We start from the raw sequence: 26,715 nt of genomic DNA, 5'->3' as shown, positions 1-26,715 counted from the left end.
ACGTCGTACCGAGCCGCGCGGAGGAAGGGTGCCCGGCGGTGGACCCCGGCGGTCCTGGCTACGATGGGCCCGCCGGTGGCCAGCAGGGCCGCGCGGCCATCCGACCCCTCGGGAAGGCCATGCTGAACAAGTACGCGCGTGCATTCTTCACGCGTGTCCTCACGCCGTTCGCCGCATTTCTGCTCCGCCGTGGGGTCAGCCCCGACGCGGTCACGCTCATCGGCACGGCCGGAGTGATGGCAGGTGCGCTGGTCTTCTTCCCCCGTGGAGAGTTCTTCTGGGGCACGATCGTCATCACCCTCTTCGTCTTCTCCGACCTCGTCGACGGCAACATGGCACGCCAGGCCGGGATCTCCAGCCGGTGGGGCGCGTTCCTCGACTCGACCCTCGACCGGGTCGCGGACGGGGCGATCTTCGGCGGATTCGCGCTCTGGTACGCGGGCAACGGCGACAACAACGTGCTGTGCGCCGTCGCGATCTTCTGCCTGGCGAGCGGCCAGGTCGTCTCGTACACCAAGGCGCGCGGAGAATCGATCGGCCTGCCGGTCGCCGTCAACGGCCTGATCGAGCGGGCCGAGCGCCTCGTCATCTCGCTGGTCGCCGCCGGTCTCGCCGGACTGCACGCCTTCGGCGTCCCCGGCATCCAGATCCTGCTGCCGATCGCGCTGTGGATCGTGGCCGTGGGCAGCGCGATCACCCTGGCGCAGCGGGTGGTGACCGTACGCCGGGAGTCCGCCGAGGCCGACGCCGCAGCAGCAGCTGCCGCGGCGCAGGAGAGCGAGACGGCGTGAAGGAGAAGCTGACCGACGCGCTGTACGGACTGGGCTGGGCCGGCGTCAAGAAGCTGCCCGAGCCGGTGGCCGCGGGCCTCGGCCGGCGCATCGCCGATCTGGTCTGGAAGCGGCGCGGCAAGAGCGTGCTGCGGCTGGAGTCGAACCTGGCCCGGGTCGTGCCCGACGCCTCTCCCGCCCGGCTGGCTGAGCTGTCCCAGGCCGGCATGCGCTCGTACATGCGGTACTGGATGGAGTCCTTCCGGCTGCCCGCGTGGAGCGCCGAGCGCGTGAAGAACGGTTTCGCCGTCAAAGGCGCCCACCACCTGACCGACGGCCTCGCCGCCGGTCGCGGTGTGGTCCTCGCCCTGCCGCACATGGGCAACTACGACCTCGCGGGTGCCTGGGTCACCACCAAGCTCGAGGTCCCCTTCACCACGGTCGCCGAGCGGCTCAAGCCCGAGACGCTGTACGACCGCTTCGTCGCGTACCGCGAAGGCCTGGGCATGGAGGTTCTGCCGCACACCGGCGGCTCGGCCTTCGGGACCCTGGCGCGGCGGCTTCGCGCCGGCGGCCTGGTCTGCCTGGTGGCCGACCGCGACCTCTCCGCCTCCGGAGTCGAGGTGAAGTTCTTCGGCGAGGCGACACGGATGCCCGCGGGGCCCGCGATGCTGGCGCAGCAGACGGGGGCGCTGCTTCTTCCCGTAACGCTCTGGTACGACGGCTCGGCCATAATGCAGGGCCGGATCCATCCGCCCCTCGATGTGCCCGAGACAGGTACACGGGCCGAGAAGACGTCTTCGATGACGCAGGCGCTGGCCGATGCCTTCGCCACCGGAATCGCCGAGCACCCGGAGGACTGGCACATGCTGCAGCGCCTCTGGCTCGCCGACCTAGAGCCCCGCCAGGAGTCTCAGTGAAGATCGGCATCGTCTGCCCGTACTCCTGGGACGTCCCCGGTGGAGTCCAGTTCCACATCCGCGACCTCGCCGACCACCTGATCCGGCTCGGCCACCAGGTCTCGGTGCTGGCCCCCGCGGACGACGAGACGCCGCTTCCGCCGTACGTCGTTTCCGCGGGCCGTGCCGTCCCCGTGCCGTACAACGGCTCGGTCGCCCGGCTCAACTTCGGCTTCCTGTCGGCCGCCCGGGTGCGGCGCTGGCTGCACGACGGCACCTTCGACGTGATCCACATCCATGAGCCCGCGTCGCCCTCGCTGGGCCTGCTGACGTGCTGGGCCGCACAGGGCCCGATCGTCGCCACCTTCCACACCTCCAACCCGCGCTCCCGGGCGATGATCGCCGCGTACCCGATCCTGCAGCCCGCGCTGGAGAAGATCAGCGCGCGCATCGCGGTCAGCGAGTACGCGCGCCGCACCCTCGTCGAGCACCTGGGCGGCGACGCGGTGGTCATCCCCAACGGTGTCGACGTCGGCTTTTTTGACAAGGCGGAGCCCAAGTCCGAGTGGCAGGGCGGCACGATCGGTTTCATCGGCCGGATCGACGAGCCCCGCAAGGGACTTCCCGTCCTGATGGCGGCTCTCCCCAAGATCCTCGCCGAATGCCCAGACACCCGTCTCCTCGTCGCCGGCCGCGGTGACGAGGAGGAGGCGGTCGCCTCGCTGCCCAAGGAGATGCGCGAGCGCGTCGAGTTCCTCGGCATGGTGAGCGACGAGGACAAGGCGCGGCTGCTGCGCAGCGTCGACCTCTACGTCGCCCCCAACACCGGCGGCGAGAGCTTCGGGATCATCCTGGTCGAAGCGATGTCCGCGGGCGCCCCGGTGCTCGCCAGCGATCTGGACGCCTTCGCGCAGGTCCTGGACCAAGGAGCCGCGGGCGAGCTCTTCGCCAACGAGGACGCCGACGCGCTGGCGAAGGCGGCGGTACGGCTTCTCGGCGACGAGGAGCGGCGGGCGGAGCTGAGCGAGCGGGGGAGCGCGCATGTACGCCGCTTCGACTGGGCGACCGTCGGCGCGGACATCCTTTCGGTCTACGAGACGGTGACGGACGGCGCGGCATCGGTGGCCACCGACGAACGGGTCAGCCTGCGCGCCCGGTTCGGGCTCGCCAGGGACTGAGGTGCGGGCCGTGCGGTGAGCGCGGTCGCTGCCTGATCGGGGCACGGTGACGGGTAGCCTTGCCGCCCGTGACCGTAACCCTCATCTGGATCGCCGTCGGCCTCGTCGCGATCGCCCTGTACCTGAGCTGGACAGCGGGTCGGCTCGACCGGCTGCACACCCGGATCGACGCCGCCCGCGCCGCACTCGACGCCCAACTCCTGCGCCGCGCCTCGGTCACCCAGGAGCTGGCCACCTCCGGCGTCCTCGACCCCGCCGCGTCGATCGTCCTCTACCAGGCCGCGCACGCCGCCCGGCAGGCCGAGGAGGACCACCGGGAGGTCACCGAGAGCGAGCTCAGCCAGGCGCTGCGGGCCGTCTTCGGCGAGCAGGCGCAGGTCGACGTCGTACGTGAGGCGCCTGGCGGCGAGGAGGCCGCGGACGAACTGGCAGCGGCCGTACGGCGCGTGCCGATGGCCCGCCGCTTCCACAACGACGCGGTACGGGCCGCGCGCGCCCTGCGCGGCCACCGCAAGGTCCGCTGGTTCCGCCTCGCCGGACACGCGCCGTTCCCCCTCGCCTTCGAGATGGACGACGAGCCGCCGGTGGCGCTGGCCGACCGCCCGGGAACGTAACCGAGGACGGAGAGGGACCAAAACGATCCACCGGCTGTCCATTGGCCCTTGCTGTGGACTGGTCGCAGGGCGTTTCCTCGGTGATGCAAGAACCCTCTTCACCGAGTGAGGTCATTTCCGTGAGCACGCTTCCCACCACCCCCCAAACCCCCGCGACCGGCACCGCACGCGTCAAGCGCGGCATGGCCGAGCAGCTCAAGGGCGGCGTGATCATGGACGTGGTCAACGCCGAGCAGGCGAAGATCGCCGAGGACGCGGGCGCCGTGGCCGTCATGGCCCTGGAGCGGGTCCCCGCCGACATCCGCAAGGACGGCGGAGTGGCCCGGATGTCCGACCCGAACATGATCGAAGAGATCATCGAGGCCGTCTCCATCCCCGTCATGGCCAAGTCCCGCATCGGCCACTTCGTCGAGGCCCAGGTCCTGCAGTCGCTCGGCGTGGACTACATCGACGAGTCCGAGGTCCTCACCCCGGCCGACGAGGTCAACCACAGCGACAAGTTCGCCTTCACCACCCCCTTCGTCTGCGGCGCCACCAACCTGGGCGAGGCCCTGCGCCGCATCGCCGAGGGCGCGGCCATGATCCGCTCCAAGGGCGAGGCCGGTACGGGCAACGTCGTCGAGGCCGTCCGGCACCTGCGCCAGATCAAGAACGAGATCGCCCGTCTGCGCGGCTACGACAACAACGAGCTGTACGCGGCCGCCAAGGACCTGCGCGCCCCCTACGAGCTGGTCAAGGAGGTCGCCGAGCTCGGAAAGCTTCCGGTCGTCCTCTTCTCCGCGGGCGGCGTCGCCACCCCCGCCGACGCCGCGCTGATGCGCCAGCTCGGCGCCGAGGGCGTCTTCGTCGGCTCCGGCATCTTCAAGTCGGGCGACCCGGCCAAGCGCGCCGCCGCCATCGTGAAGGCGACCACCTTCTACGACGACCCCAAGATCATCGCGGACGCTTCCCGCAACCTGGGCGAGGCCATGGTCGGCATCAACTGCGACACCCTCCCCGAGGCCGAGCGCTACGCCAACCGCGGCTGGTAGTCCCTCATGACGAACACCCCCGTGATCGGCGTCCTGGCTCTCCAGGGCGACGTACGGGAGCACCTGATCGCCCTGGCCGCGGCGGACACCGTGGCCAGGCCGGTCCGGCGCCCCGAGGAGCTCGCCGAGGTCGACGGTCTGGTCATCCCCGGCGGCGAGTCCACCACGATGTCCAAGCTGGCCGTGCTTTTCGGCATGCTCGGACCGCTGCGTGAGCGGGTACGTGCGGGAATGCCGGTCTACGGCACCTGCGCCGGACTGATCCTGCTCGCCGACAAGATCCTCGACCCGCGCTCGGGCCAGGAGACCATCGGCGGCATCGACATGATCGTCCGCCGCAACGCCTTCGGCCGGCAGAACGAGTCGTTCGAGGCGGCCGTGGCCATCGAGGCGATCGACGGGGGCCCCGTGGAAGGCGTCTTCATCCGCGCCCCGTGGGTCGAGTCGGTCGGCGCCGAAGTGTCCGTGCTCGCCGAGCACGGCGGTCATATCGTGGCAGTACGGCAGAAGAACGCCCTCGCAACGTCGTTCCACCCCGAACTGACCGGCGACCACCGGCTGCACCAGTACTTCGCGGACATGGTGCGCGCCGCCCTGTGACGGAGTCCCGGTAGGATCTCAGGCGTTCGTACAGAAGACGGTTACGCGAAGGAGACAGGCAGATGTCCGGCCACTCTAAATGGGCTACGACGAAGCACAAGAAGGCCGTGGTCGACGCCAAGCGCGGCAAGCTCTTCGCGAAGCTGATCAAGAACATCGAGGTCGCGGCGCGCTCGGGCGGTATCGACCTCGACGGGAACCCGACGCTCGTCGACGCCATCCAGAAGGCGAAGAAGAGCTCGGTCCCGAACAAGAACATCGACTCCGCGGTCAAGCGCGGTGGCGGTCTCGAGGCCGGCGGCGCCGACTACGAGACGATCATGTACGAGGGCTACGGTCCGAACGGTGTCGCGGTGCTCATCGAGTGCCTCACCGACAACCGCAACCGCGCCGCGTCCGACGTCCGGGTCGCGATGACCCGCAACGGCGGCTCGATGGCCGACCCCGGTTCGGTCTCCTACCTCTTCAACCGCAAGGGCGTCGTCATCGTCCCCAAGGGCGAGCTCTCCGAGGACGACGTCCTGGGTGCGGTCCTGGACGCGGGCGCCGAGGAGGTCAACGACCACGGTGAGTCCTTCGAGGTCATCAGCGAGGCCACGGACATGGTCGCGGTCCGCACCGCGCTCCAGGACGCCGGTATCGACTACGACTCGGCCGACGCCAACTTCGTCCCGACCATGCAGGTCGAGCTCGACGAAGAGGGCGCACGCAAGATCTTCAAGCTGATCGACGCGCTCGAGGACAGCGACGACGTACAGAACGTCTTCGCCAACTTCGACGTCTCCGACGAGGTCATGGAGAAGGTCGACGCCTGACGGGCGTTCACGCATCTCACGCTGCGGGCCGACGGGACACACCCTGTCGGCCCGCAGCTTTGTCGTTTTGTCAGAGGTCCCCGATACCCTGCACAAACAGACGATCGAGTGAGGGGCGGGCAAGGCGGATGCGGGTGCTGGGCGTGGACCCGGGACTGACCCGGTGCGGTGTCGGAGTGGTCGAAGGTGTCGCGGGGCGGCCCCTGACGATGCTCGGTGTCGGTGTCGTACGGACCCCGGCGGACGCCGAGTTGGGCCAGCGCCTCGTCGCCATCGAGCGCGGCATCGAGGAGTGGCTGGACACCTACCGGCCCGAAGTCGTGGCTGTGGAGCGGGTGTTCAGCCAGCACAACGTCAGTACGGTGATGGGGACCGCCCAGGCGAGCGCCGTGGCCATGCTCTGCGCGGCCCGCCGAGGGCTCCCTGTCGCCCTGCACACGCCCAGCGAGGTCAAGGCCGCGGTCTCGGGCAGCGGCCGCGCCGACAAGGCGCAGGTGGGCGCGATGGTGACCCGGCTGCTGCGGCTCGACGCCCCGCCGAAACCGGCCGACGCCGCCGACGCGCTCGCGCTCGCCATCTGCCACATCTGGCGCGCTCCCGCCCAGAACCGACTCCAGCAGGCCGTCGCCGCCCACCGCACGGCGCAGGCAACGAAAGGCCGTACCGCATGATCGCCTTCGTCACAGGCCCGGTGGCCGCCCTGGCCCCGACCACCGCCGTCCTGGAGGTGGGCGGAGTCGGGATGGCCGTCCAGTGCACCCCGAACACGCTCTCCACCCTGCGCCTCGGCCAGGAGGCCAAGCTCGCGACCTCCCTGGTCGTACGGGAGGACTCGCTCACCCTGTACGGCTTCGTCGACGACGACGAGCGCCAGACCTTCGAGCTCCTCCAGACCGCCAGCGGCGTCGGCCCGCGCCTCGCCCAGGCGATGCTCGCCGTGCACTCCCCGGACGCGCTGCGCCTGGCGGTCTCCACCGCAGACGAGAAGTCGCTGACCGCGGTCCCCGGCATCGGCAAGAAAGGTGCGCAGAAGCTCCTCCTGGAGCTCAAGGACCGCCTGGGCGCCCCCCTCGGCACGGGCGCCCACCTCGCCGCCCAGCGCACGGCATCGGGACCGGCCCCCTGGAGCGAGCAGTTGCACTCCGCGCTGGTCGGCCTCGGTTACGCACCCCGTGACGCGGAAGAGGCCGTCACCGCCGTCACCCCGCAGGCCGAGGCCACGGCCGAGCCGAACGTGGGCGCGCTCCTCAAGGCAGCCCTGCAGACCCTCAACCGCGCCCGCTGATCGAGAGACCCGCCACATGCTGCATTCCCCCGGGGACGACCCCCGGATCCCCGTCCGGACCAGCAGGTCACGCCAGGCGACGGGATCGCACGCGCGAGGAGGATCTCAGTGAACTGGGACGAGACGACCGGTGCCGAGCCCGACGAACGACTGGTGGATTCCTCGGCCGACGGTGAGGACCAGGCGGTCGAGGCCGCGCTGCGTCCCAAGGACCTCGACGAGTTCGTCGGCCAGGAGAAGGTCAGGCAGCAGCTCGACCTCGTTCTGCGCGCCGCCAGGCAGCGCGGTGCGACCGCCGACCATGTCCTGCTCTCCGGCGCTCCGGGCCTCGGCAAGACCACCCTCTCGATGATCATCGCCGCCGAGATGGGAGCGCCGATCCGCATCACCTCGGGCCCCGCCATCCAGCACGCCGGCGACCTGGCGGCGATCCTCTCCTCCCTCCAGGAGGGCGAGGTCCTCTTCCTGGACGAGATCCACCGGATGTCGCGCCCCGCCGAGGAGATGCTCTACATGGCGATGGAGGACTTCCGGGTCGACGTCATCGTCGGCAAGGGCCCCGGCGCCACCGCCATCCCCCTGGAGCTGCCGCCTTTCACCCTGGTCGGCGCGACCACCAGGGCCGGACTCCTGCCGCCCCCGCTGCGCGACCGCTTCGGCTTCACCGGCCACATGGAGTTCTACGAACCGGCCGAGCTGGAGCGCGTCATCCACCGCTCCGCCCGCCTGCTCGACGTGGAGATCGACACCGAGGGCGCGGCCGAGATCGCGGGCCGCTCCCGCGGCACGCCCCGCATCGCCAACCGCCTGCTGCGCCGCGTCCGCGACTACGCCCAGGTCAAGGGCGACGGCAGCATCACCCGCGAGGTCGCAGGCTCGGCCCTTGCGGTCTACGAGGTCGATGCCCGCGGCCTCGACCGCCTGGACCGGGCCGTCCTGCAGGCCCTGCTCAAGCTCTTCGGCGGAGGCCCGGTGGGCCTTTCCACCCTGGCGGTGGCGGTGGGGGAGGAGCGCGAGACGGTCGAGGAGGTCGCCGAGCCCTTCCTGGTACGGGAGGGGCTGCTGGCGCGCACTCCGCGGGGACGGGTGGCGACGCCCGCTGCCTGGGCCCATCTCGGCCTCGTACCGCCGCAGCAGACCGGGGCAAATAACGGACAAAGCGGTCTGTTCCAGGCGTAACGGCGCGGAGGGTCGCGGGGTCAGGAACGGCAGTGCCATGCTGGGCGTTGTTCCAATGATGCGGACTCGCTTAGACTCCGCCGACGTCGCCCTTCCAGGCCGACGTGCCCACCCCCGTAGATCAGGCCGCTCACCAGCGCGGTCGTGCGAAGGAAGTCCGTCCCGTGAGTCCCATCACTCTCCTCCCCTTCATTGTGCTCATCGGGGCGATGTTCCTGATGACCCGCTCCGCCAAGAAGAAGCAGCAGGCGGCCGCGTCGATGCGCAATGAGATGCAGCCCGGCACCGGCGTCCGCACGATCGGGGGCATGTACGCCACCGTCAAGGAGATCCACGACGAGACGGTGACCCTCGAGGTCGCTCCCGGCGTCCACGCCATCTACGCCAAGAACGCCATCGGCGCCGTCCTCGTGGACGAGGAGTACAACCGCATCGTCCACGGGGAAGAGGAAGCCGCCATCGTGCCGGACGACGCCTCCTCGCTGACCGGGTCCGACGACGCGGCGGACGACGCCAAGATCGACCTGGGCAAGAAGGACGCCGCGGACGACACGGCGGACGAGGCCGAGGCCGCGCCGAAGGACGACAAGACCGACGGCGAGAGCGACGCGAAGTAGTCACGTACGGGGACCGGACCGCGCTCATCGGCGCACCCGGTCCCCGGCTCGTACGACTTCTGCGGGGGCAGGACCCCTCTACACTTCGTGGCCGCTCACAGCGCACACCCGGCGCAGGGCGGTAGGACAGGGAGAATCGACAAGGTGGCAGCACCGAACAAGGGCCGAAGGCCGGCGGGGGCTCAGAGCAAGCCGGGACGTTCCCTGCTCCTGATCCTGATCGCCATGGTCGCGCTGGGCGGAGGGATGTTCCTCGGCGGGCACACCACGCCCCGTCTGGGCATCGACCTGGCCGGTGGCACGAGCATCACGCTCAAGGCCAAGAGCGAGCCGGGCAAGCCGAACGCGGTCAACAAGACCAACATGGACACCGCGGTCAACATCATTGACCGCCGCGTCAACGGCATGGGCGTTTCCGAGGCCGAGGTCCAGACCCAGGGGTCGGACAACATCATCGTGAACATCCCCAAGGGGACGAACTCGGAAGAGGCCAAGGAGCAGGTCGGCACCACCGCCCAGCTCTACTTCCGCCAGGTGCTGACCACGGGTGCCGGATCCCCGACGGCCAACCCGTCCGCAACGCCCTCGCCGAGCGCCACACCGAGCGGCAAGTCCACCGCCAAGACCACGGCTTCGCCGACCCCGACGGGCTCCTCGACGCCTCAGGGCCGTGCGGTCACCGACGGTCTGAAGGCGGACGCCTCTCCCACGCCGACCCCTTCGGCCAGCTCCAGCGCCTCGGCGGCCGAAGCCGCCACGGCTGCCAAGCTGCAGAAGGAGTTCACGGCGCTCGACTGCACCACCAAGGCCGGGCGTACCAACGCCAGTCTCGGTGCCAAGCCCACCGACCCGGTCGTGGCGTGCAGTGAGGACGGTTCCGAGAAGTACATCCTCGGCCCGGCCGAGCTCTCGGGCACCGACGTCAAGAGCGCCCAGGCCGCCATCTCGCAGCAGAACGGTGCATGGGTCGTCAACATGGACTTCACGGGCAAGGGCTCGAAGAAGTTCCAGACGACCACCACCAAGCTCTCCAAGGCGACGGACCCGCAGAACCGGTTCGCGATCGTCCTCGACAACCAGGTCCAGTCCGCCCCGAGTGTCTCCACGACCCTCAGCGGCAGCGCCGAGATCTCCGGCAGCTTCGACCAGAAGTCGGCGCAGAGCCTCGCGAACGTCCTGTCCTACGGTTCGCTTCCGCTCTCCTTCGACATCCAGAGCACCAGCACGGTCTCGGCCGCTCTCGGTGGCGAACAGCTGCAGGCGGGCCTGATCGCCGGTGCGATCGGTCTTGCGCTGGTCATCGTCTACCTGGTCGCGTACTACCGCGGTCTCGCGGCCATCGCGATCCTCAGCCTCGCGGTCTCCGGAATCCTCACGTACGAGATCATGACGCTGCTCGGCCCGGGTATCGGCTTCGCGCTGAACCTGCCCGCGGTCTGCGGTGCGATCGTCGCCATCGGTATCACCGCCGACTCGTTCATCGTCTACTTCGAACGAGTCCGTGACGAGATCCGCCACGGCCGCACGCTCCGCCCGGCCGTCGAGCGTGCCTGGCCCCGTGCCCGGCGCACCATCCTGGTCTCCGACTTCGTGTCGTTCCTCGCCGCCGCGGTGCTCTACATCGTGACGGTCGGCAAGGTGCAGGGCTTCGCGTTCACGCTCGGCCTCACCACCCTGCTCGACGTGGTGGTCGTCTTCCTCTTCACCAAGCCCGTCATGACGCTGATCGCGCGCAAGAAGTTCTTCGCGGACGGTCACCCGTGGTCCGGCCTCGACCCCAAGCGTCTCGGTGCCAAGCCCCCGCTGCGTCGCTCGCGCAACGTCTCCGCTTCCACCGACCCGAAGGAGGCGTGAGATGTCGCGACTCGGCACCATCGGCGCCAAGCTGTACCGCGGCGAGATCGGCTACGACTTCGTCGGCAAGCGGAAGCTCTGGTACGGCATCTCCATCCTGATCACCATCACGGCCATCGTCGGCCTCGCGGTGCGTGGTCTCACCATGGGCATCGAGTTCGAGGGTGGAGCGGTCTTCACCACCGACACGAGGGTCAGCGCCTCCGTCTCGGAGGTGAGGGAGGACGCGGAGAAGGCTTCGGGCCACGACGCGATCGTCCAGCAGCTCGACGGCGGCAAGATGCGCATCCAGGTCGCCGGCATCGACGTCAAGGAGTCGGGCAAGGTCCAGAAGCAGCTGGCCCAGGACCTCGACATCCCGGTAAGCAAGATCAACGCCGATCTCGTCGGCCCCAGCTGGGGCGAGACGGTCGCCAACAAGGCATGGACCGGTCTCGCCGTCTTCATGGTCCTCGTGGTGATCTATCTGGCGATCGCCTTCGAGTGGCGCATGGCCATCGCCGCGCTGATCGCCCTGGTCCACGACCTCACCATCACCGTCGGTGTGTACGCACTGGTCGGTTTCGAGGTCACCCCGGGCACCGTGATCGGTCTGCTGACCATCCTCGGTTACTCCCTCTACGACACTGTCGTCGTCTTCGACAGTCTCAAGGAGGGCGGCAAGGACCTCACCAAGCAGACCCGCTGGACCTACAGCGAGATGGCCAACCGCTCGCTCAACGGCACCCTGGTGCGCTCCATCAACACCACGGTCGTCGCGCTGCTCCCGGTGGCAGGTCTGCTCTTCATCGGTGGCGGTGTCCTCGGCGCCGGCATGATCAACGACATCTCCCTGTCGCTCTTCGTCGGCCTCGCGGCCGGTGCGTACTCCTCGATCTTCATCGCCACTCCGCTGGTCGCCGACCTCAAGGAGCAGGAGCCGGCGATGAAGGCCCTCAAGAAGCGGGTGCTCGCCAAGCGGGCGGCCGCTGCCGCCAAGGGTGAGTCCGTCGAGGACGACAGCGCGCAGGACGTCGGCGACGAGTCGGCCGACGCCGCTCCGGCCGGTGCGGTCGTCGGCGGTCAGCGCCGTCAGCAGCCCGTCCGGGGACGTGGGAAGCGCCGATGACCAGCACCCAGGAGCTCCTGCTCAGCCGCATCCGGGATGTGCAGGACTATCCGAAGCCCGGCGTCGTCTTCAAGGACATCACGCCGCTGCTCGCGGACCCGGAGGCCTTCACGGCCCTCACCGACGCCCTCGCCGACCTGTGCGTCAAGCACGGTGCGACGAAGATCGTCGGGCTCGAGGCGCGCGGGTTCATCCTGGCCGCACCGGTCTCGGTCCGTGCGGGCATCGGTTTCATCCCCGTGCGCAAGGCGGGCAAGCTCCCCGGAGCGACGCTCTCGCAGGCGTACGACCTGGAGTACGGCAGCGCCGAGATCGAGGTGCACGCCGAGGACCTCGGCGCCGACGACCGCGTCATGGTCATCGACGACGTCCTCGCCACCGGCGGCACCGCGGAGGCCTCGCTGGAGCTCATCCGGCGGGCCGGTGCCCAGGTCGCGGGCGTGGCCGTGCTCATGGAGCTCAGCTTCCTCGACGGGCGTGCCCGTCTGGAGCAGGCTCTGCGGGGCGCCCCGCTGGAGGCCCTGATCACGGTCTGATCCGTAGGCGTACGTACGGAGGGCGGGCACCCGGGATCACCTCGGGAGCCCGCCCTCCGTACGTCCGGGTACCGGCCCAGGGCGAGCACACGGCCAGGGGTCGATACCATGGGCTCTTCGGACCTGACCGGGGGACCCGGACCCGCACGAGGAGCGCTCTTGCCAGACGAGGCCCAGCCCGCAGCCGCCGCGCAGCCCGAACCGCCGGAGAAGAAGGCCGCGGCAGCCCCCGCCACGCCCCCCAAGCCGCCCGCGGAGAAGCCCAAGCCCGCGGACGCACCGGTGCGTGCGGGCGGCGCGGCCCCGCTCTCCACCCCGAAGCCCGCCGTCCAGGGTTCGACCGCGCGCTCCGGCGGCTCCTCGAACCGGGTCCGCGCACGCCTCGCCCGGCTCGGCGTCCAGCGCTCCTCCCCGTACAACCCGGTCCTCGAGCCTCTCCTGCGGGCCGTCCGCGGCAATGACCCGAAGATCGAGACGACCACGCTGCGCCAGATCGAGCGCGCGTACCAGGTCGCCGAGCGCTGGCACCGCGGCCAGAAGCGCAAGAGCGGCGACCCCTACATCACCCACCCTCTCGCGGTCACCACGATCCTCGCCGAGCTCGGCATGGACCCGGCGACCCTGATGGCAGGTCTGCTGCACGACACCGTCGAGGACACCGAGTACGGCCTGGACACCCTGCGCCGGGACTTCGGCGACCAGGTCGCGCTGCTCGTCGACGGCGTCACCAAGCTCGACAAGGTCAAGTTCGGCGAGGCCGCGCAGGCCGAGACCGTACGCAAGATGGTCGTCGCGATGGCCAAGGACCCGCGCGTCCTGGTCATCAAGCTCGCCGACCGCCTGCACAACATGCGCACCATGCGGTATCTCAAGCGGGAGAAGCAGGAGAAGAAGGCCCGCGAGACCCTCGAGATCTACGCGCCGCTGGCCCACCGCCTCGGCATGAACACCATCAAGTGGGAGCTGGAGGACCTCGCCTTCGCGATCCTCTACCCCAAGATGTACGACGAGATCGTGCGCCTCGTCGCCGAGCGCGCCCCCAAGCGCGACGAGTACCTCGCCATAGTGACCGACGAGGTGCAGAGCGACCTGCGCGCGGCCCGTATCAAGGCGACCGTCACAGGACGCCCGAAGCACTACTACAGCGTCTACCAGAAGATGATCGTCCGAGGCCGCGACTTCGCCGAGATCTACGACCTGGTGGGCATCCGCGTCCTCGTCGACACCGTCCGCGACTGCTACGCGGCGCTCGGCACCGTCCACGCGCGATGGAATCCGGTTCCCGGCCGGTTCAAGGACTACATCGCGATGCCGAAGTTCAACATGTACCAGTCGCTGCACACGACGGTCATCGGCCCCAACGGCAAGCCCGTCGAGCTGCAGATCCGCACCTTCGACATGCACCGCCGCGCCGAGTACGGCATCGCCGCTCACTGGAAGTACAAGCAGGAAGCCGTCGCCGGCACCTCCAAGGTCCGCACCGACGTCCCCCGGCACAAGGACGACGCGGTCAACGACATGGCGTGGCTGCGCCAGTTGCTGGACTGGCAGAAGGAGACCGAGGACCCCTCGGAGTTCCTGGAGTCGCTCCGCTTCGACCTCTCGCGCAACGAGGTCTTCGTCTTCACGCCCAAGGGCGACGTCATAGCGCTACCGGCCGGATCCACACCGGTCGACTTCGCGTACGCCGTCCACACCGAGGTCGGCCACCGGACCATAGGAGCACGGGTCAACGGTCGGCTCGTACCGCTCGAATCGACCCTGGACAACGGCGACTTGGTGGAGGTCTTCACCTCCAAGGCCGCCGGCGCCGCGCCTTCCCGCGACTGGCTCGGCTTCGTCAAGTCGCCGCGGGCACGGAACAAGATCCGCGCCTGGTTCTCCAAGGAGCGCCGCGACGAGGCGATCGAGCAGGGCAAGGACGCCATCGCGCGCGCCATGCGCAAGCAGAATCTGCCGATCCAGCGGATCCTCACCGGGGACTCGCTCGTCACGCTCGCGCACGAGATGCGCTACCCGGACATCTCCTCGCTGTACGCGGCGATCGGCGAAGGCCATGTCGCCGCCCAGGGCGTCGTACAGAAGCTGGTCCAGGCGCTCGGCGGCGAGGAGGCCGCCAACGAGGACCTCGCCGAGAGCGCGCCGCCCTCGACAGGCCGCTCGCGCCGCTCCAGCGCCGACCCCGGTGTCGTCGTCAAGGGTGTCGACGACGTCTGGGTGAAGCTCGCCCGCTGCTGCACCCCGGTGCCGGGCGACCCCATCATCGGCTTCGTCACCCGCGGCAGCGGTGTCTCGGTGCACCGCGCGGACTGCGTCAATGTGGACTCGCTGTCCCAGCAGCCCGAGCGGATCCTCGAAGTGGAGTGGGCGCCGACCCAGTCCTCGGTCTTCCTGGTCGCCATCCAGGTCGAGGCCCTCGACCGCTCGCGGCTGCTCTCCGACGTGACCCGGATCCTCTCCGACCAGCACGTCAACATCCTGTCCGCGGCCGTCCAGACCTCCCGCGACCGGGTGGCCACCTCGCGCTTCACCTTCGAGATGGGCGACCCCAAGCACCTCGGTCACGTCCTGAAGGCGGTACGGGGCGTGGAGGGTGTCTACGACGTCTACCGGGTGACCTCGGCCAGGCGCCCGTAAGAGCGCAAAAGGCGGCCCCGGTACGGAAGTTGATCCGTACCGGGGCCGCCTCACGCAGTGCCCGGCTGCTCAGCCGCCGAACTCCTCCAGGCCCTTCAGCGCCTGGTCGAGCAGCGCCTGCCGGCCTTCGAGTTCGCGCCCGAGCTTGTCCGCCTTGGCGTTGTTGCCCGCCGTACGCGCCGTGTCGATCTGCGTCCGCAGCTTGTCGACCGCGTCCTGCAGCTGACCCGTCAGACCCGCGGCACGCGCACGCGCCTCCGGGTTCGTACGGCGCCACTCCGACTCCTCGGCCTCCTGCAGCGCACGCTCCACCGTGTGCATCCGCCCCTCGACCTTGGGACGGGCGTCACGCGGTACGTGACCGATGGCCTCCCAGCGCTCGTTGAGCGACCGGAACGCGGCACGGGCCGCCTTGAGATCCGTCACCGGGAGCAGCTTCTCGGCTTCGAGGGTGAGCTCCTCCTTCAGCTTCAGGTTCTCGCCCTGCTCGGCGTCGCGCTCCGAGAAGACCTCGCTGCGCGCGGCGAAGAAGACGTCCTGGGCACCGCGGAAGCGATTCCACAGGTCGTCCTCGGACTCGCGCTGCGCGCGGCCCGCGGCCTTCCACTCCGTCATCAGGTCGCGGTAACGGGCGGCCGTCGTGCCCCAGTCGGTCGAGCCCGAGAGCGACTCGGCCTCGGTGACCAGCTTCTCCTTGGCCTTGCGGGCATCCTCGCGCTGCGCGTCCAGCGACGCGAAGTGCGCCTTGCGGCGCTTGGAGAACGCCGAGCGGGCGTGCGAGAAGCGGTGCCACAGCTCGTCGTCGGACTTCCGGTCGAGCCTCGGGAGGCCCTTCCAGGTGTCCACCAGCGCACGCAGCCGCTCGCCCGCCGACCGCCACTGGTCGCTCTGCGCCAGCTCCTCGGCCTCGACGACCAGCGCCTCCTTGGCGTGCTTCGCCTCGTCGGTCTGCTTGGCCTTCTCGACCTTGCGCTCCTCGCGGCGCGTCTCGACCGTCGCGACCAGCGCATCGAGCCGCACCCGCAGCGCGTCGAGATCGCCGACGGCGTGATGCTCCTCGACCTGCCCGCGCAGATGATCGATGGCGGTCTGGGCGTCCTTCGCCGACAGGTCGGTGGTCTTCACCCGCCGTTCGAGGAGGCCGATCTCGACCTTCAGGCCCTCGTACTTGCGCTCGAAGTAGGCCAGAGCCTCCTCGGGAGAGCCTGCCTGCCACGAGCCGACGACCTTCTCGCCATCGGCAGTTCGCACGTACACGGTGCCTGTCTCGTCGACTCGGCCCCACGGGTCGCTGGTCACAGCGCCTCCATCCACATGATGCCTGCGAGGGCTGTTCGGCCCCCGGGCATCGTCCACAGTTTCTTCGCCGGGCCACATGCGCCCTGCACACCGCCAACATAGGCGAACGGCAGGGCGGCTGTCCGCATCCAGCCCATCCGGATATCCCGAATCAGGACTTGGTGACAGTGGCCTTCGAGATGGTGACCGCTTTCTTCGGCGCACCGTCGGCCGCTCCGCCGGCGACTCCGGCCGCTCCGACCACCTTGACGACCTTCTGGCCGGCTGCGTCGATCGTCGCGAACGGGGTGTACGTCGGGGGCAGCTTGCTGTCCTTGTAGACCAGGAAGAACTGGCTGCCGCCGGTGTGCGCGGCGCTGGTGTTGGCCATCGCCACCGTGCCCGCCGGGTAGGTGACGGTGCCGTCGGCGCCCGCCTTGCCGTACGCGGTCAGGTTCTCGTCGGGGATGGTGTAGCCGGGGCCGCCGCTGCCGGTGCCCGTGGGGTCACCGCACTGCAGTACGTAGATACCGCTCGTGGTCAGACGGTGGCACTTCGTGTTGGTGAAGTAGCCCTTGTCCGCCAGCGACTTGAAGGAGTTGACCGTGTGCGGCGTCTTCTTCGCGTCCATGGTCAGGGCGATGTCGCCCTGGCTCGTCTTGAGCGTGAAGGTGTACTTCGCCGTCTTGTCGATCGCCATCGCGGGCTCTGGCGTAGCGGAGGGCTTCGGCGAAGCCGCGGCGTCCGAGCCCTTCTTCTTGCCGTCGCTGTCGAACGCGCCCGTCGCGAACGCCGTGGCGCCCGCCGCGATCACCACGGCGACGACCGCGGCGATCACCGCGGTGAGCTGACGGGTCTTGCGCTGGGCCGCGGCGCGGCGCTGCTGCTGCCGCTCGAACTTCTCTCGGGCGAGCTGGCGCCGCCGCTGATCGCTGCTGACCACCGGGTGTTCTCCTCGTGCGTCTCGTGAACCGGTCCGGGCTTAAGTTAGCCCGTACCGTATATGGGTTCGCTGTGTGATGAGCAGCGCCGGTAGGCTCTGATCTGCCGCAATCTCCCACCGCGCCGACATTTAAGGACGATCGTGCTCATTGCCGGGTTCCCCGCCGGGGCCTGGGGGACCAATTGTTATCTGGTCGCCCCCGCCGCCGGTGAGGAGTGCGTGATCATCGACCCGGGCCACCAGGCCGCCCAGGGTGTCGAGGACGCGCTGAAGAAGCATCGGCTCAAGCCCGTGGCGGTCGTCCTCACCCATGGCCACATCGACCACGTGGCCTCTGTCGTCCCGGTGTGCGGAGCGCACGACGTACCGGCGTGGATCCACCCTGCCGACCGCTTCATGATGAGCGACCCGGAGAAGGCCCTCGGCCGCTCCATCGGTATGCCGCTGATGGGCGAGCTGACCGTGGGGGAGCCGGACGACGTCAGGGAACTGGCCGACGGTACGGAGCTGCGGCTCGCCGGAATGGAATTCTCCGTCGCGCACGCGCCCGGGCATACCAAGGGGTCGGTGACGTTCAGAATGCCCGAGGCCGCGGACATCCCGCAGATCCTCTTCTCGGGCGACCTGCTCTTCGCCGGCTCCATCGGACGCACCGACTTCCCGGGCGGCTCCCACACCGAGATGCTCGAGTCGCTGGCCCGTGTGTGCCTGCCGCTCGACGACTCGACCGTGGTGCTGCCCGGTCACAACCAGCAGACGACCATCGGCCGAGAGCGCGCCACCAACCCCTACCTGCAGGGACTGGCCGCTCCCCGACGAGGAATGTGACGTTTCTTCCGTGAGTACTTTCCAGGCCCCCAAGGGCACGTACGACCTGCTCCCTCCGGACTCCGCGAAGTTCCTGGCGGTGCGCGAGGCGATTGCCGCACCGCTGAAGAACTCCGGCTACGGCTACATCGAGACCCCCGGCTTCGAGAACGTCGAGCTCTTCGCGCGCGGTGTCGGCGAGTCCACCGACATCGTGTCGAAGGAGATGTACTCCTTCACGACCAAGGGCGGCGACGAGCTGGCCCTTCGCCCCGAGGGCACCGCTTCCGTGCTGCGCGCGGCGCTGGAGGCCAATCTGCACAAGGCAGGGAACCTCCCCGTCAAGCTCTGGTACTCCGGCTCGTACTACCGCTACGAGCGCCCGCAGAAGGGCCGCTACCGTCACTTCTCGCAGGTCGGCGCCGAGGCGATCGGTGCCGAGGACCCGGCGCTGGACGCCGAGCTGATCATCCTGGCCGACCAGGCGTACCGCACGCTCGGGCTGCGCAACTTCCGGATCCTGCTCAACTCGCTGGGCGACAAGGAGTGCCGCCCCGTCTACCGCGAGGCGCTCCAGGGCTTCCTGCGCGACCTCGACCTCGACGAGGAGACCCGTCGCAGGATCGAGATCAACCCGCTGCGGGTGCTCGACGACAAGCGGGCCGACGTACAGAAGCAGCTGGTCGGCGCCCCGGTGCTGCGCGACTATCTGTGCGACGCGTGCAAGGCGTACCACGAGGAGGTGCGCGCGCTGATCACCGCCGCGGGCGTGGCCTTCGAGGACGACGAGAAGCTGGTGCGCGGCCTCGACTACTACACCCGTACGACCTTCGAGTTCGTCCACGACGGGCTCGGCTCGCAGTCCGCGGTGGGCGGCGGCGGCCGCTACGACGGCCTGTCCGAGATGATCGGCGGCCCGGCGCTCCCGTCGGTGGGCTGGGCGCTCGGCGTGGACCGTACGGTCCTGGCGCTGGAGGCTGAGGGCGTGGAGCTCGAACTGCCCTCCCTCACCAGTGTGTTCGCGGTCCCGCTCGGCGAGGAGGCACGCCGGATCCTGTTCGGCGTGGTCACCGAGCTGCGCAAGGCAGGCATCGCCACCGACTTCGCCTTCGGCGGCCGCGGCCTCAAGGGTGCGATGAAGAGCGCCAACCGCTCCGGCGCGCGCTACACCATCGTCGCGGGCGAGCGCGATCTCGCCGAAGGCGTCGTGCAGTTCAAGGACATGGAGTCCGGCGACCAGACCGCCCTCCCGCTGGAGGGCATCGTCGAGGCCGTGCGTACGCGCCTCGGCTGACATGCAGTCCCGGAGTGCCCCTGACGAGTCCGCTCGGCAGGGGCACTTCTGCGTCAGAGCAGACCCTGCCGCATCGCGCTCGTCACCGCCGCCGTCCGGTCGTCGACCCCCAACTTGCCGAAGGCGCGCAGCAGATGGGTCTTCACCGTCGACTCGCCGATGAACAGGCGGCGGCCGATCTCCGCGTTGGTGCACCCCTCCGCGACCAGCTTGAGCACGGCCGTCTCGCGCTCCGACAGACGTACGCGCTCCGGCTTCGTACGCAGCTGGTCGACCAGGCGGGTGGCCACCGAAGGGGCCAGTACGGTCTCGCCGCGGGCCGCAGCCCGTACCGCGTCGGCCAGTTCACCGCGGGCGAGGTCCTTGAGGAGATAGCCCGCCGCGCCGGCCTCCACCGCCCGCAGGATGTCGGTGTCCGTCTCGTACGTGGTCAGGACGATCACCCGGCAGGGGAGTCCGGCCGTGGTCATCCGTCCGATCGACTCGACCCCGCCGCCACCGGGCATGCTCAGATCCATCAGCACGATGTCGGGCAGCAGTTCGGCGGAGAGCGCCTCGGCCTGAGGCCCGCTGGACGCCTCGCCGACGACCTCCAGGTCCGGCTCGGCGGTCAGCATTCCGCGCAGGCCCTCGCGTACGACGGGATGGTCGTCGGCGAGCAGGATGCGGATCAACTGGGGCTCCTCAGGGACACGGTGACGGTGGTGCCCTCGCCCGGACCGCTCCGCACCTGCGCGGTGCCGCCGACCTCGACGGCGCGGGCCCGGAGCCCGCTGAGGCCGTAGCCCTGGTTCGGGACGCGCGGGTCGAAGCCGCGCCCGGTGTCCTTGACCGAGACGGTGAGGGCGAGGTCAGCGTAGGTGAGCGTGATCGCGACGGGGGTGTCGGGGCCCGCGTGCTTGCGGGCGTTGGCGAGGGACTCCTGGCAGGTGCGCAGGGCCACGACCTCCAGTCCTGGCGGCAGCGGCTGTACGGTCCCGGCCACCGTCACCTCGGCGGCCGCGCCCGTCTGCTCCGCATGGCGTGCGGCCAGGCGCCGTACGGCATCGGGCAGCGAGCTGCCGTCCAGGTCCGCGGGGGCGCCACCGGCCACCAGGGCGCGGGCCTCGGCGAGGTTCTGCCGGGTCGTGTCGGCCATCAGCTGCAGGTGGCGGCGGGCGGCAGGCAGATCGTGCTCGACCTCCGCCTCCACCACCTGGATGAGCATGAGGAGGCTGGTGAAGCCCTGGGCGAGGGTGTCGTGGATCTCGCGGGACATCCGTTCGCGCTCGGCGAGCGCGCCGTGCGCACTGGAGAGACGGGCGATCTCCTCGCGTTTGGTGTCCAACTCGGCGATGAGCACGGCCCGTTCCTTGCTCTGCTCGATGACCTTGTTGATCCAGGTGCCGAAGAAGAAGGAGAACGCGAGCGAGGCCACGGCGAAGACGGTGTTGAAGAAGACGACCTGACGGGCCGGATGCCAGACCAGGGCCCAGCCGATCACCGGTGCGAGAACGATCACGGACATGGCGATCAGAGCCCGCCGTACCCGCAGCAGCATGAAGCACTGCGGGGCGAGGGCGAATGTCGCCAGCCGGGTCTCCCCGACGAGCCAGGAGGCGGAGAGGAAGAGCAGGACCGCGCCCGCGAGGTACACGGACCCCCGGTGCTCGTCGTCTCCCTCGGCGCTGATCACGGGCCGGCCGACCATCACGTACCAGGGGATCAACAGCGCCAGCAGCGCCGCGGCCGTGATGCGTACGGGCAGCCCCGGGGTGTCGGTGCCGAGCACGAAGACCACGGTGGCCGCCCAGACCACGGCGAAGTACGCGTCCCACGGCAGGAACGACCGCTCCCACACATGGGACGCGCGGGCCCCGCTCAAGCGTCGCGCCGGTTCTTCCAGCGGAAGGTCAGAAGACACAGCACCAATCCTCCGGCACACCACGCCCCCAGCACCAGGGCGATCTTGCCGTACTCCCAACTCCCCGTCTGCTCAAGGACGGAGGCGGACTGCGGGAGGAAGACCCCGCGGAAGCCCTGGCACATCCACTTCAGCGGGAACAGGGCGCTGATGTCGAGCAGCCAGTCGGGCACCGTGCCGACGGGGATGTAGACACCGGAGATGAACTGCAGGATCAGGAAGGGCAGTACGACGACCGAGCTGGCGCTCTTCCCGGACTTGGGCAGCGAGCTGATCGCGATGCCGAGCAGTGCGCAGGAGGCCAGCCCCAGGGCGAAGATCCAGGCGAAGGTCAGCCAGCTGACGGCGTCCGTCGGAAGATCGAGACCGAACAGCCCCGAGCCGGCGCCCAGCAGGATGAGCGTCTCCACGGTCCCCGTGGCGAGGACCATCCAGACCTTGCCGAGGAAGTACGCGGCCGGAGGCATCGGTGTCCCGCGCAGCCGCCGCAGGACCTTCTCGTCGCGCTCGATGGCGATGGAGATGCCCAGCGACTGGAAACTGGTGGACATGATGCCGGCCGCGAGCATCCCGGCCGCGTACAGCTGCGAGGCGGTGATCCCCGCGCCCTCCACGTCGTCGCTGAAGATCGAGGCGAAGAGCGCCAGGAAGACGACCGGAAAGGCGAAGGTGAAGATCACCTGGTCGCGGAGGCGGAAGAACTGCTTGAGTTCGAGCGCTCCGCGGCTGAGCCCGAGCGACCAGGCTCCGGGAAGAGCGGCGGACGCCTTGCGCGCGGCGGCCGGTGCGGTGGTGGCTGTGGTGGAAGTCATCGGGCGTTCTCCTGTCCGGTGAGGCGCAGATAGACGTCTTCGAGGGTGGGGCGGCTGATCTTCAGGCCGGGAATCTCGCCGTCGTAGCGATGCATGAGCTCGGCGACGGTACGGGTGGGGGTCGCGGTCTGGTCGGAGCGCGGGGTGCCGTCGGGCTCGGTCCACTCCACGGTGGCGCCGTCGCCGTACCGCCCGCGCAGCTCGGCCGGTTCGCCCTCGGCGACGACCTTGCCGGCGGCGATGACCGCGAGCCGGTCGGAGAGTTCCTCGGCTTCCTCGAGGTAGTGCGTGGTGAGGACGATGGTGGTGCCCTCGTCCGCCAACTTCCTGATCAGGTCCCAGAACTGGCGCCGGGCGGCAGGGTCGAAGCCGGTCGTGGGTTCGTCGAGCAGCAGCAGATCGGGTGCGCCGATCACCCCGAGCGCGACATCGAGCCTGCGCCGCTGGCCGCCGGAGAGACCCTTGATCCGCGTCTCCGCCTTGGCATCGAGACCGACCAGGGAGATCACCTCCTCCGCATCACGCGGATTCGGGTAGTACCGGGCGAAATGGGTCACGGTCTCGCGCACCGTCAACTCGGCCGGTGCGGATTCGTCCTGCCATACGATCCCGACACGGGAGCGCCAGGCGCGGTTCGCGGTGGCCGGATCGGCGCCGAGAACGGACACTTCGCCCCCGTCGCGGGAGCGGTGACCCTGCAGAATTTCCACGGTGGTGCTCTTGCCCGCCCCGTTGGGGCCGAGGATCCCGAACACCTCGCCCTGGCGAATGCCCAGGTCCAGTCCGTCCACAGCGGCCACGTCGCCGTACATCTTGCGAAGTCCGCGTACTTCCACCGCGAGTGATGTCATGCCGATGAGTCTTCTGCGGAGCCGGACACGACGGTACGACCGTGCGTACATGCTTATGTCCACCGAACGGTGGACACGGCGCCCGGTACGGCAGAATGACGGTGCCCAGCAGGTCACAGGAGCGACGGATCGGCACTATGACGACGACAGTGGTGGATGAGGTGTCCGGGGACCAGGGACGCAGGACCGGCGGCAGCCGCGCCTTCGCCTGGCTGCTGGTGATCACGGGAGCGGCCGGACTGCTCGCCGCGTGGGTCATCACCCTCGACAAGTTCAAGCTGCTCGAGGACCCGAACTTCACCCCGGGCTGCAGCCTCAACCCGGTGGTCTCCTGCGGCAACATCATGAAGAGCGACCAGGCGTCGGCCTTCGGCTTCCCGAACCCGATGCTGGGTCTCGTCGCGTACGGGATGGTCATCTGCGTCGGGATGAGCCTGCTGGCCGGCGGCCGCTTCGGCCGCTGGTACTGGCTGACCTTCAACGCCGGCTGCCTCTTCGGCGTCGGCTTCGTCACCTGGCTCCAGTACCAGTCGCTCTACAACATCAACTCGCTCTGCCTCTGGTGCTGCCTGGCATGGGTCGCCACGATCACCATGTTCTGGTACGTCACCTCGTACAACGTCCGCAAGGGCCACCTGCCCGCCCCGTCCTGGCTGAAGAGCTTCTTCTCCGAGTTCACCTGGGTCGTGCCGGTGGTGCACGTCGGCATCATCGGGATGCTCATCCTGACCCGCTGGTGGGACTTCTGGACGAGCTAGGGTTCCTGGGTGGAACCCGATCTCTTCACCGCCGCAGCCGAAGAACGCCAGGAGAAGGACCCGTCCAGCAGCCCGCTGGCTGTACGGATGCGCCCGCGCACCCTCGACGAGGTCGTCGGCCAGCAGCATCTGCTGAAGCCGGGCTCACCGCTGCGGCGCCTGGTGGGGGAGGGGAACGGCGGTCCGGCCGGCCCCTCGTCGGTGATCCTCTGGGGGCCGCCCGGCATCGGGAAGACCACCCTCGCCTATGTCGTCAGCCAGGCCACCAAGAAGCGCTTCGTCGAGCTCTCGGCGATCACCGCGGGTGTCAAGGAGGTCAGGGCGGTCATCGACGGCGCCCGCCGGGCCTCGGGCGGTTACGGCAAGGAGACCGTCCTCTTCCTGGACGAGATCCACCGCTTCTCCAAGGCCCAGCAGGACTCGCTGCTTCCCGCGGTCGAGAACCGCTGGGTCACGCTCATCGCGGCGACCACCGAGAACCCGTACTTCTCGATCATCTCCCCGCTCCTCTCGCGCTCCCTGCTGCTCACCCTGGAATCGCTCACCGACGACGACCTGCGCGCCCTGATGCGGCGCGCGCTCACCGAGGAGCGCGGTCTGGGCGGCGCGGTCACGCTGCCCGAGGACGCCGAGGCGCATCTTCTGCGGATCTCGGGCGGAGACGCCCGGCGCGCGCTGACCGCCCTGGAAGCCGCTGCGGGAGCCGCGATCTCCAAGGGCGAGCCCGAGATCACCCTGCAGACGCTGGAGGAGACGGTCGACCGCGCGGCGGTGAAGTACGACCGTGACGGCGACCAGCACTACGACGTGGCGAGCGCCCTCATCAAGTCGATCCGCGGTTCCGACGTCGACGCGGCCCTGCACTATCTGGCGCGGATGATCGAGGCGGGCGAGGACCCCCGCTTCATCGCCAGGCGCCTCATGATCTCCGCCAGCGAGGACATCGGCCTCGCCGACCCGACGGCCCTGCCCCTCGCGGTCGCCGCCGCCCAGGCCGTCGCGATGATCGGCTTCCCCGAGGCCGCGCTCACCCTCTCGCACGCCACCATCGCCCTCGCGCTGGCGCCCAAGTCGAACGCCGCGACGCTGGCGATCTCCGCGGCCCAGGAGGACGTGCGCAAGGGACTGGCCGGCGCCGTCCCGCCGCATCTGCGCGACGGCCACTACAAGGGCGCCGCCAAGCTCGGCCACGCCCAGGGCTACGTCTACCCGCACGACGTCCCCGGCGGGATCGCCGCCCAGCAGTACGCCCCCGACGAGGTCAAGGGCAAGCGCTACTACACGCCCACCCGCTACGGCGCCGAGGCCCGCTACGCCGACGTCGTGGAAAAGGTGCGCGAGCGCCTCGGCGGTGAGAGCTCCGCCGACGGGCGCCACTGATCCACCGGGCCTACGCTCCGGAACATGGCCCCTCGCGCCCTGCTCCCGTACCTGTGCGTGCTCGTCGGCGCCCTGACCGCGACCGGCTGCCAGGCGTCCGGCGACGACCAGCCGGACGCGGCCCTGGTCTCCGCGGTCCCGCTGGTCAGCCCCGGCTTCCCGCCCTCCGCGGCGCAGGCGAAGGCGGGCCTGGGCCGCCTCACGGTCGGCTGGGGCCAGCACTGGGAGACGTACAAGCGCGAGGAGTTCGGCAAGACCTGGTCGGACGAGACGGACGCACCCGGCGGGCGCAACGGCTGCGACACCCGCGACGACGTACTGCGGCGGGATCTGACGGACATGCGGCAGGGCGACCGCAATCCGTGTGTGGTGCTCTCCGGGGTCCTGAACGATCCGTACACGGGCAAGAAGCACCCGTACTCCTACCGCCGCGCCTCGCAGATCCAGACCGACCATGTCGTCGCCCTGGGTGCGGCCTGGCGGGGAGGTGCCTGGTCCTGGACCCCGCAGAAGCGTCTTGAGTACGCCAACGACCTGGACGTCCTTCTCGCGGTCGACAAGCAGGCGAACTACGAGAAGAGCAGCAAGACCGCGGACAAGTGGAAGCCGCGCAAGGAGTACTGGTGCACCTACGCGGAGCGCTATACCGGCATCAAGACCAAGTACAAGCTGACCGTGACGCCGCCGGAGAAGACCGCGCTCCAGGAGATGCTGGCCACCTGCCCCAAGTGACCTACCGGGCCGCCTCGAAGAGCGTGTGCATGGCACGGCGCAGTTCGGTCACGTCCCGTACCGGCTCGGGAAAGTCGAAGCGCGCGTCGAAGCACTCGGCCCCCGTGCAGCGCACCCGCAGCCCGAACCGGTCCAGCGCCAGCGGCACCACGTCCCGCTGCTCGCCCGCCCGCTCCCCGAGCAGCGTGGACAGCGTCCGCAGCTGGTCGCCGTGGGCCGCGTGGAGATGCTGCAGCAGCTCCGTCTCGTGCACGGCCAGCGGATCGGCCGCGGCGTCCTTGAGCTCCTCCGGTTCGACGCCGCCCGCTCCCCAGAGGTCGTCGACGTACGCCTCGGCGGTCTCCAGCCGCAGCATCATCCGGCCGGGCCGGGTCATGCCGGGTACGGAGGTGAGCCAGCCGGAGACCCGTGCGCGGCCGCGGATACGATGGGGGACCGAGACCGGGGCGACGTCCGTGATCTCCAGCACAGCGGTCAGCTCGTCGTCCTGGGCGTGGGTCGCGGCCCGTACGACCGGGGCATCCGCGAGGAATTCGAGGAACAGATCCCCCTCGGGTCCCACCGTCCGGGCCTCCGGAACGGACTGCCAGGGATGGGCCCCTTCGAGGCCTGGTACGAGCAGTACCGCCGAGCAGGTACTCTGTACGAGAGTTCGTGTGCGCTCAGCTGCTGACGGCATCTGAGTGTTTTCAAGCCCGCTGGGACGCGGCTGACCACGATCTGATCGGTCCTCCGTCATATCGACCCCTTCTGAGTGGGTCGATTCTGTCGTGTTGTCCGTGACGTGTGTGGTGTTCCCAGGGCGAGACATGCGATCTCCTTGAGTAAGGTGAG

At 69.5% G+C, this 26,715-nt stretch carries 27 protein-coding genes; 20 read left to right on the top strand and 7 right to left on the bottom strand.

What is annotated here, in order from left to right:
• The first annotated feature begins 119 nt into the window (after nucleotides 1–119).
• The 15 genes from pgsA (at nucleotide 120) to AB0H78_RS15070 (ending at nucleotide 15,123) form a co-directional block, all read left to right on the top strand.
• Nucleotides 120–791, top strand: a complete 672-nt coding sequence (gene pgsA, locus AB0H78_RS15140; RefSeq protein WP_363234828.1) for a phosphatidylinositol phosphate synthase — start codon at nucleotides 120–122, stop codon at nucleotides 789–791.
• Complete coding sequence (locus AB0H78_RS15135; protein ID WP_363234827.1) at nucleotides 788–1,690, top strand: phosphatidylinositol mannoside acyltransferase; 903 nt, start codon at nucleotides 788–790, stop codon at nucleotides 1,688–1,690. Before pgsA ends, AB0H78_RS15135 begins: the two co-directional genes overlap by 4 nt.
• Nucleotides 1,687–2,847, top strand: a complete 1,161-nt coding sequence (locus tag AB0H78_RS15130) for a glycosyltransferase family 4 protein (RefSeq protein ID WP_363234826.1) — start codon at nucleotides 1,687–1,689, stop codon at nucleotides 2,845–2,847. Before AB0H78_RS15135 ends, AB0H78_RS15130 begins: the two co-directional genes overlap by 4 nt.
• A 68-nt stretch (nucleotides 2,848–2,915) precedes the next feature.
• Nucleotides 2,916–3,461 carry a hypothetical protein gene (locus tag AB0H78_RS15125; protein WP_363234825.1) on the top strand — a complete coding sequence of 182 codons (546 nt, stop codon included), beginning with the start codon at nucleotides 2,916–2,918 and terminating at the stop codon, nucleotides 3,459–3,461.
• A 119-nt stretch (nucleotides 3,462–3,580) separates the two neighbouring features.
• Nucleotides 3,581–4,492, top strand: a complete 912-nt coding sequence (gene pdxS, locus AB0H78_RS15120) for a pyridoxal 5'-phosphate synthase lyase subunit PdxS (RefSeq protein ID WP_329114440.1) — start codon at nucleotides 3,581–3,583, stop codon at nucleotides 4,490–4,492.
• 6 nt (nucleotides 4,493–4,498) lie between these two features.
• Nucleotides 4,499–5,092 (top strand): pyridoxal 5'-phosphate synthase glutaminase subunit PdxT, encoded by a 594-nt coding sequence (gene pdxT, locus AB0H78_RS15115; protein WP_363234824.1) that lies wholly within the window; start codon nucleotides 4,499–4,501, stop codon nucleotides 5,090–5,092.
• Between the two features lie 62 nt (nucleotides 5,093–5,154).
• Nucleotides 5,155–5,907, top strand: a complete 753-nt coding sequence (locus AB0H78_RS15110) for a YebC/PmpR family DNA-binding transcriptional regulator (RefSeq protein ID WP_363234823.1) — start codon at nucleotides 5,155–5,157, stop codon at nucleotides 5,905–5,907.
• A 128-nt stretch (nucleotides 5,908–6,035) separates the two neighbouring features.
• Nucleotides 6,036–6,578, top strand: a complete 543-nt coding sequence (gene ruvC, locus AB0H78_RS15105; protein WP_363234822.1) for a crossover junction endodeoxyribonuclease RuvC — start codon at nucleotides 6,036–6,038, stop codon at nucleotides 6,576–6,578.
• Entirely contained in the window at nucleotides 6,575–7,192 is a 618-nt protein-coding gene (ruvA, locus tag AB0H78_RS15100; RefSeq protein WP_363234821.1) for a Holliday junction branch migration protein RuvA, read from the top strand. The genes ruvC and ruvA overlap by 4 nt, the downstream gene beginning before the upstream one ends.
• 108 nt (nucleotides 7,193–7,300) lie before the next feature.
• Nucleotides 7,301–8,371, top strand: a complete 1,071-nt coding sequence (gene ruvB / locus AB0H78_RS15095; RefSeq protein WP_363234820.1) for a Holliday junction branch migration DNA helicase RuvB — start codon at nucleotides 7,301–7,303, stop codon at nucleotides 8,369–8,371.
• 164 nt (nucleotides 8,372–8,535) lie between these two features.
• The gene (gene yajC / locus AB0H78_RS15090) at nucleotides 8,536–8,988 is read left to right on the top strand and encodes a preprotein translocase subunit YajC (protein ID WP_363234819.1); all 453 of its coding nucleotides are present in this window, start codon (nucleotides 8,536–8,538) and stop codon (nucleotides 8,986–8,988) included.
• Between the two features lie 144 nt (nucleotides 8,989–9,132).
• On the top strand, nucleotides 9,133–10,842 hold the full coding sequence (gene secD, locus AB0H78_RS15085; protein WP_363234818.1) for a protein translocase subunit SecD: 1,710 nt from the start codon (nucleotides 9,133–9,135) through the stop codon (nucleotides 10,840–10,842).
• A gap of 1 nt (nucleotide 10,843) precedes the next feature.
• Nucleotides 10,844–11,950 carry a protein translocase subunit SecF gene (gene secF / locus AB0H78_RS15080; protein ID WP_363234817.1) on the top strand — a complete coding sequence of 369 codons (1,107 nt, stop codon included), beginning with the start codon at nucleotides 10,844–10,846 and terminating at the stop codon, nucleotides 11,948–11,950.
• Nucleotides 11,947–12,486, top strand: coding sequence for an adenine phosphoribosyltransferase (locus tag AB0H78_RS15075; protein ID WP_363234816.1), 540 nt, complete (start codon nucleotides 11,947–11,949; stop codon nucleotides 12,484–12,486). The genes secF and AB0H78_RS15075 overlap by 4 nt, the downstream gene beginning before the upstream one ends.
• A 159-nt stretch (nucleotides 12,487–12,645) precedes the next feature.
• A complete protein-coding gene (locus AB0H78_RS15070) occupies nucleotides 12,646–15,123 on the top strand; it encodes a bifunctional (p)ppGpp synthetase/guanosine-3',5'-bis(diphosphate) 3'-pyrophosphohydrolase (RefSeq protein WP_363234815.1) in 2,478 nt (825 codons plus the stop codon).
• Nucleotides 15,124–15,192: 69 nt separating this feature from the next.
• Here the strand turns inward: AB0H78_RS15070 and AB0H78_RS15065 are convergent, their stop codons facing one another.
• Nucleotides 15,193–16,422, bottom strand: coding sequence for a DUF349 domain-containing protein (locus tag AB0H78_RS15065; protein ID WP_363234814.1), 1,230 nt, complete (start codon nucleotides 16,420–16,422; stop codon nucleotides 15,193–15,195).
• Between the two features lie 151 nt (nucleotides 16,423–16,573).
• Nucleotides 16,574–17,344, bottom strand: coding sequence for a peptidylprolyl isomerase (locus tag AB0H78_RS15060; protein ID WP_363234813.1), 771 nt, complete (start codon nucleotides 17,342–17,344; stop codon nucleotides 16,574–16,576).
• A gap of 141 nt (nucleotides 17,345–17,485) precedes the next feature.
• Between AB0H78_RS15060 and AB0H78_RS15055 the strand changes: the two genes are divergently transcribed.
• Nucleotides 17,486–18,172 (top strand): MBL fold metallo-hydrolase, encoded by a 687-nt coding sequence (locus AB0H78_RS15055; RefSeq protein WP_363234812.1) that lies wholly within the window; start codon nucleotides 17,486–17,488, stop codon nucleotides 18,170–18,172.
• A 10-nt stretch (nucleotides 18,173–18,182) separates the two neighbouring features.
• Nucleotides 18,183–19,445, top strand: coding sequence for a histidine--tRNA ligase (gene hisS / locus AB0H78_RS15050; RefSeq protein ID WP_363234811.1), 1,263 nt, complete (start codon nucleotides 18,183–18,185; stop codon nucleotides 19,443–19,445).
• A gap of 53 nt (nucleotides 19,446–19,498) precedes the next feature.
• Here the strand turns inward: hisS and AB0H78_RS15045 are convergent, their stop codons facing one another.
• Genes AB0H78_RS15045 through AB0H78_RS15030 form a run of 4 tightly spaced genes read right to left on the bottom strand, consistent with a single transcriptional unit; the run spans nucleotide 19,499 to nucleotide 23,011 of the window.
• A complete protein-coding gene (locus AB0H78_RS15045) occupies nucleotides 19,499–20,119 on the bottom strand; it encodes a response regulator transcription factor (protein ID WP_363234810.1) in 621 nt (206 codons plus the stop codon).
• Complete coding sequence (locus AB0H78_RS15040; protein ID WP_363234809.1) at nucleotides 20,116–21,309, bottom strand: sensor histidine kinase; 1,194 nt, start codon at nucleotides 21,307–21,309, stop codon at nucleotides 20,116–20,118. The genes AB0H78_RS15045 and AB0H78_RS15040 overlap by 4 nt, the downstream gene beginning before the upstream one ends.
• Nucleotides 21,306–22,160 carry an ABC transporter permease gene (locus AB0H78_RS15035; protein ID WP_363234808.1) on the bottom strand — a complete coding sequence of 285 codons (855 nt, stop codon included), beginning with the start codon at nucleotides 22,158–22,160 and terminating at the stop codon, nucleotides 21,306–21,308. The genes AB0H78_RS15040 and AB0H78_RS15035 overlap by 4 nt, the downstream gene beginning before the upstream one ends.
• A complete protein-coding gene (locus AB0H78_RS15030) occupies nucleotides 22,157–23,011 on the bottom strand; it encodes an ABC transporter ATP-binding protein (protein ID WP_363234807.1) in 855 nt (284 codons plus the stop codon). Before AB0H78_RS15030 ends, AB0H78_RS15035 begins: the two co-directional genes overlap by 4 nt.
• Before the next feature lie 137 nt (nucleotides 23,012–23,148).
• Between AB0H78_RS15030 and AB0H78_RS15025 the strand changes: the two genes are divergently transcribed.
• The 3 genes from AB0H78_RS15025 to AB0H78_RS15015 are packed head-to-tail and all read left to right on the top strand — an operon-like array spanning nucleotide 23,149 to nucleotide 25,881.
• Nucleotides 23,149–23,769 (top strand): vitamin K epoxide reductase family protein, encoded by a 621-nt coding sequence (locus AB0H78_RS15025; RefSeq protein ID WP_363234806.1) that lies wholly within the window; start codon nucleotides 23,149–23,151, stop codon nucleotides 23,767–23,769.
• Between the two features lie 9 nt (nucleotides 23,770–23,778).
• Nucleotides 23,779–25,149 (top strand): replication-associated recombination protein A, encoded by a 1,371-nt coding sequence (locus tag AB0H78_RS15020; protein ID WP_363234804.1) that lies wholly within the window; start codon nucleotides 23,779–23,781, stop codon nucleotides 25,147–25,149.
• Nucleotides 25,150–25,173: 24 nt separating this feature from the next.
• A complete protein-coding gene (locus AB0H78_RS15015; RefSeq protein ID WP_363234803.1) occupies nucleotides 25,174–25,881 on the top strand; it encodes an HNH endonuclease family protein in 708 nt (235 codons plus the stop codon).
• Between the two features lies 1 nt (nucleotide 25,882).
• Here AB0H78_RS15015 and AB0H78_RS15010 read toward each other — a convergent pair whose 3' ends face one another.
• Entirely contained in the window at nucleotides 25,883–26,560 is a 678-nt protein-coding gene (locus tag AB0H78_RS15010; RefSeq protein ID WP_363234802.1) for a DUF2470 domain-containing protein, read from the bottom strand.
• Between the last annotated feature and the right edge of the window lie 155 nt (nucleotides 26,561–26,715).

Origin of the sequence: Streptomyces sp. NPDC050738 (assembly GCF_040654175.1) — a bacterium.
GTDB lineage: Bacteria > Actinomycetota > Actinomycetes > Streptomycetales > Streptomycetaceae > Streptomyces.
Note: the sequence above shows the minus strand (reverse complement) of the source record. Positions and strands in the feature narration are given on the sequence as shown.

Coding starts and splice junctions, on each gene's coding strand:
- AB0H78_RS15010 (WP_363234802.1), bottom strand. CDS start 26,560: ATGCCGTCAGCAGCTGAGCGCACACGAACTCTCGTACAGAGTACCTGC.
- secF (WP_363234817.1), top strand. CDS start 10,844: ATGTCGCGACTCGGCACCATCGGCGCCAAGCTGTACCGCGGCGAGATC.
- AB0H78_RS15035 (WP_363234808.1), bottom strand. CDS start 22,160: ATGACTTCCACCACAGCCACCACCGCACCGGCCGCCGCGCGCAAGGCG.
- AB0H78_RS15030 (WP_363234807.1), bottom strand. CDS start 23,011: ATGACATCACTCGCGGTGGAAGTACGCGGACTTCGCAAGATGTACGGC.
- AB0H78_RS15015 (WP_363234803.1), top strand. CDS start 25,174: ATGGCCCCTCGCGCCCTGCTCCCGTACCTGTGCGTGCTCGTCGGCGCC.
- AB0H78_RS15025 (WP_363234806.1), top strand. CDS start 23,149: ATGACGACGACAGTGGTGGATGAGGTGTCCGGGGACCAGGGACGCAGG.
- AB0H78_RS15110 (WP_363234823.1), top strand. CDS start 5,155: ATGTCCGGCCACTCTAAATGGGCTACGACGAAGCACAAGAAGGCCGTG.
- pgsA (WP_363234828.1), top strand. CDS start 120: ATGCTGAACAAGTACGCGCGTGCATTCTTCACGCGTGTCCTCACGCCG.
- AB0H78_RS15075 (WP_363234816.1), top strand. CDS start 11,947: ATGACCAGCACCCAGGAGCTCCTGCTCAGCCGCATCCGGGATGTGCAG.
- pdxT (WP_363234824.1), top strand. CDS start 4,499: ATGACGAACACCCCCGTGATCGGCGTCCTGGCTCTCCAGGGCGACGTA.
- ruvC (WP_363234822.1), top strand. CDS start 6,036: ATGCGGGTGCTGGGCGTGGACCCGGGACTGACCCGGTGCGGTGTCGGA.
- ruvA (WP_363234821.1), top strand. CDS start 6,575: ATGATCGCCTTCGTCACAGGCCCGGTGGCCGCCCTGGCCCCGACCACC.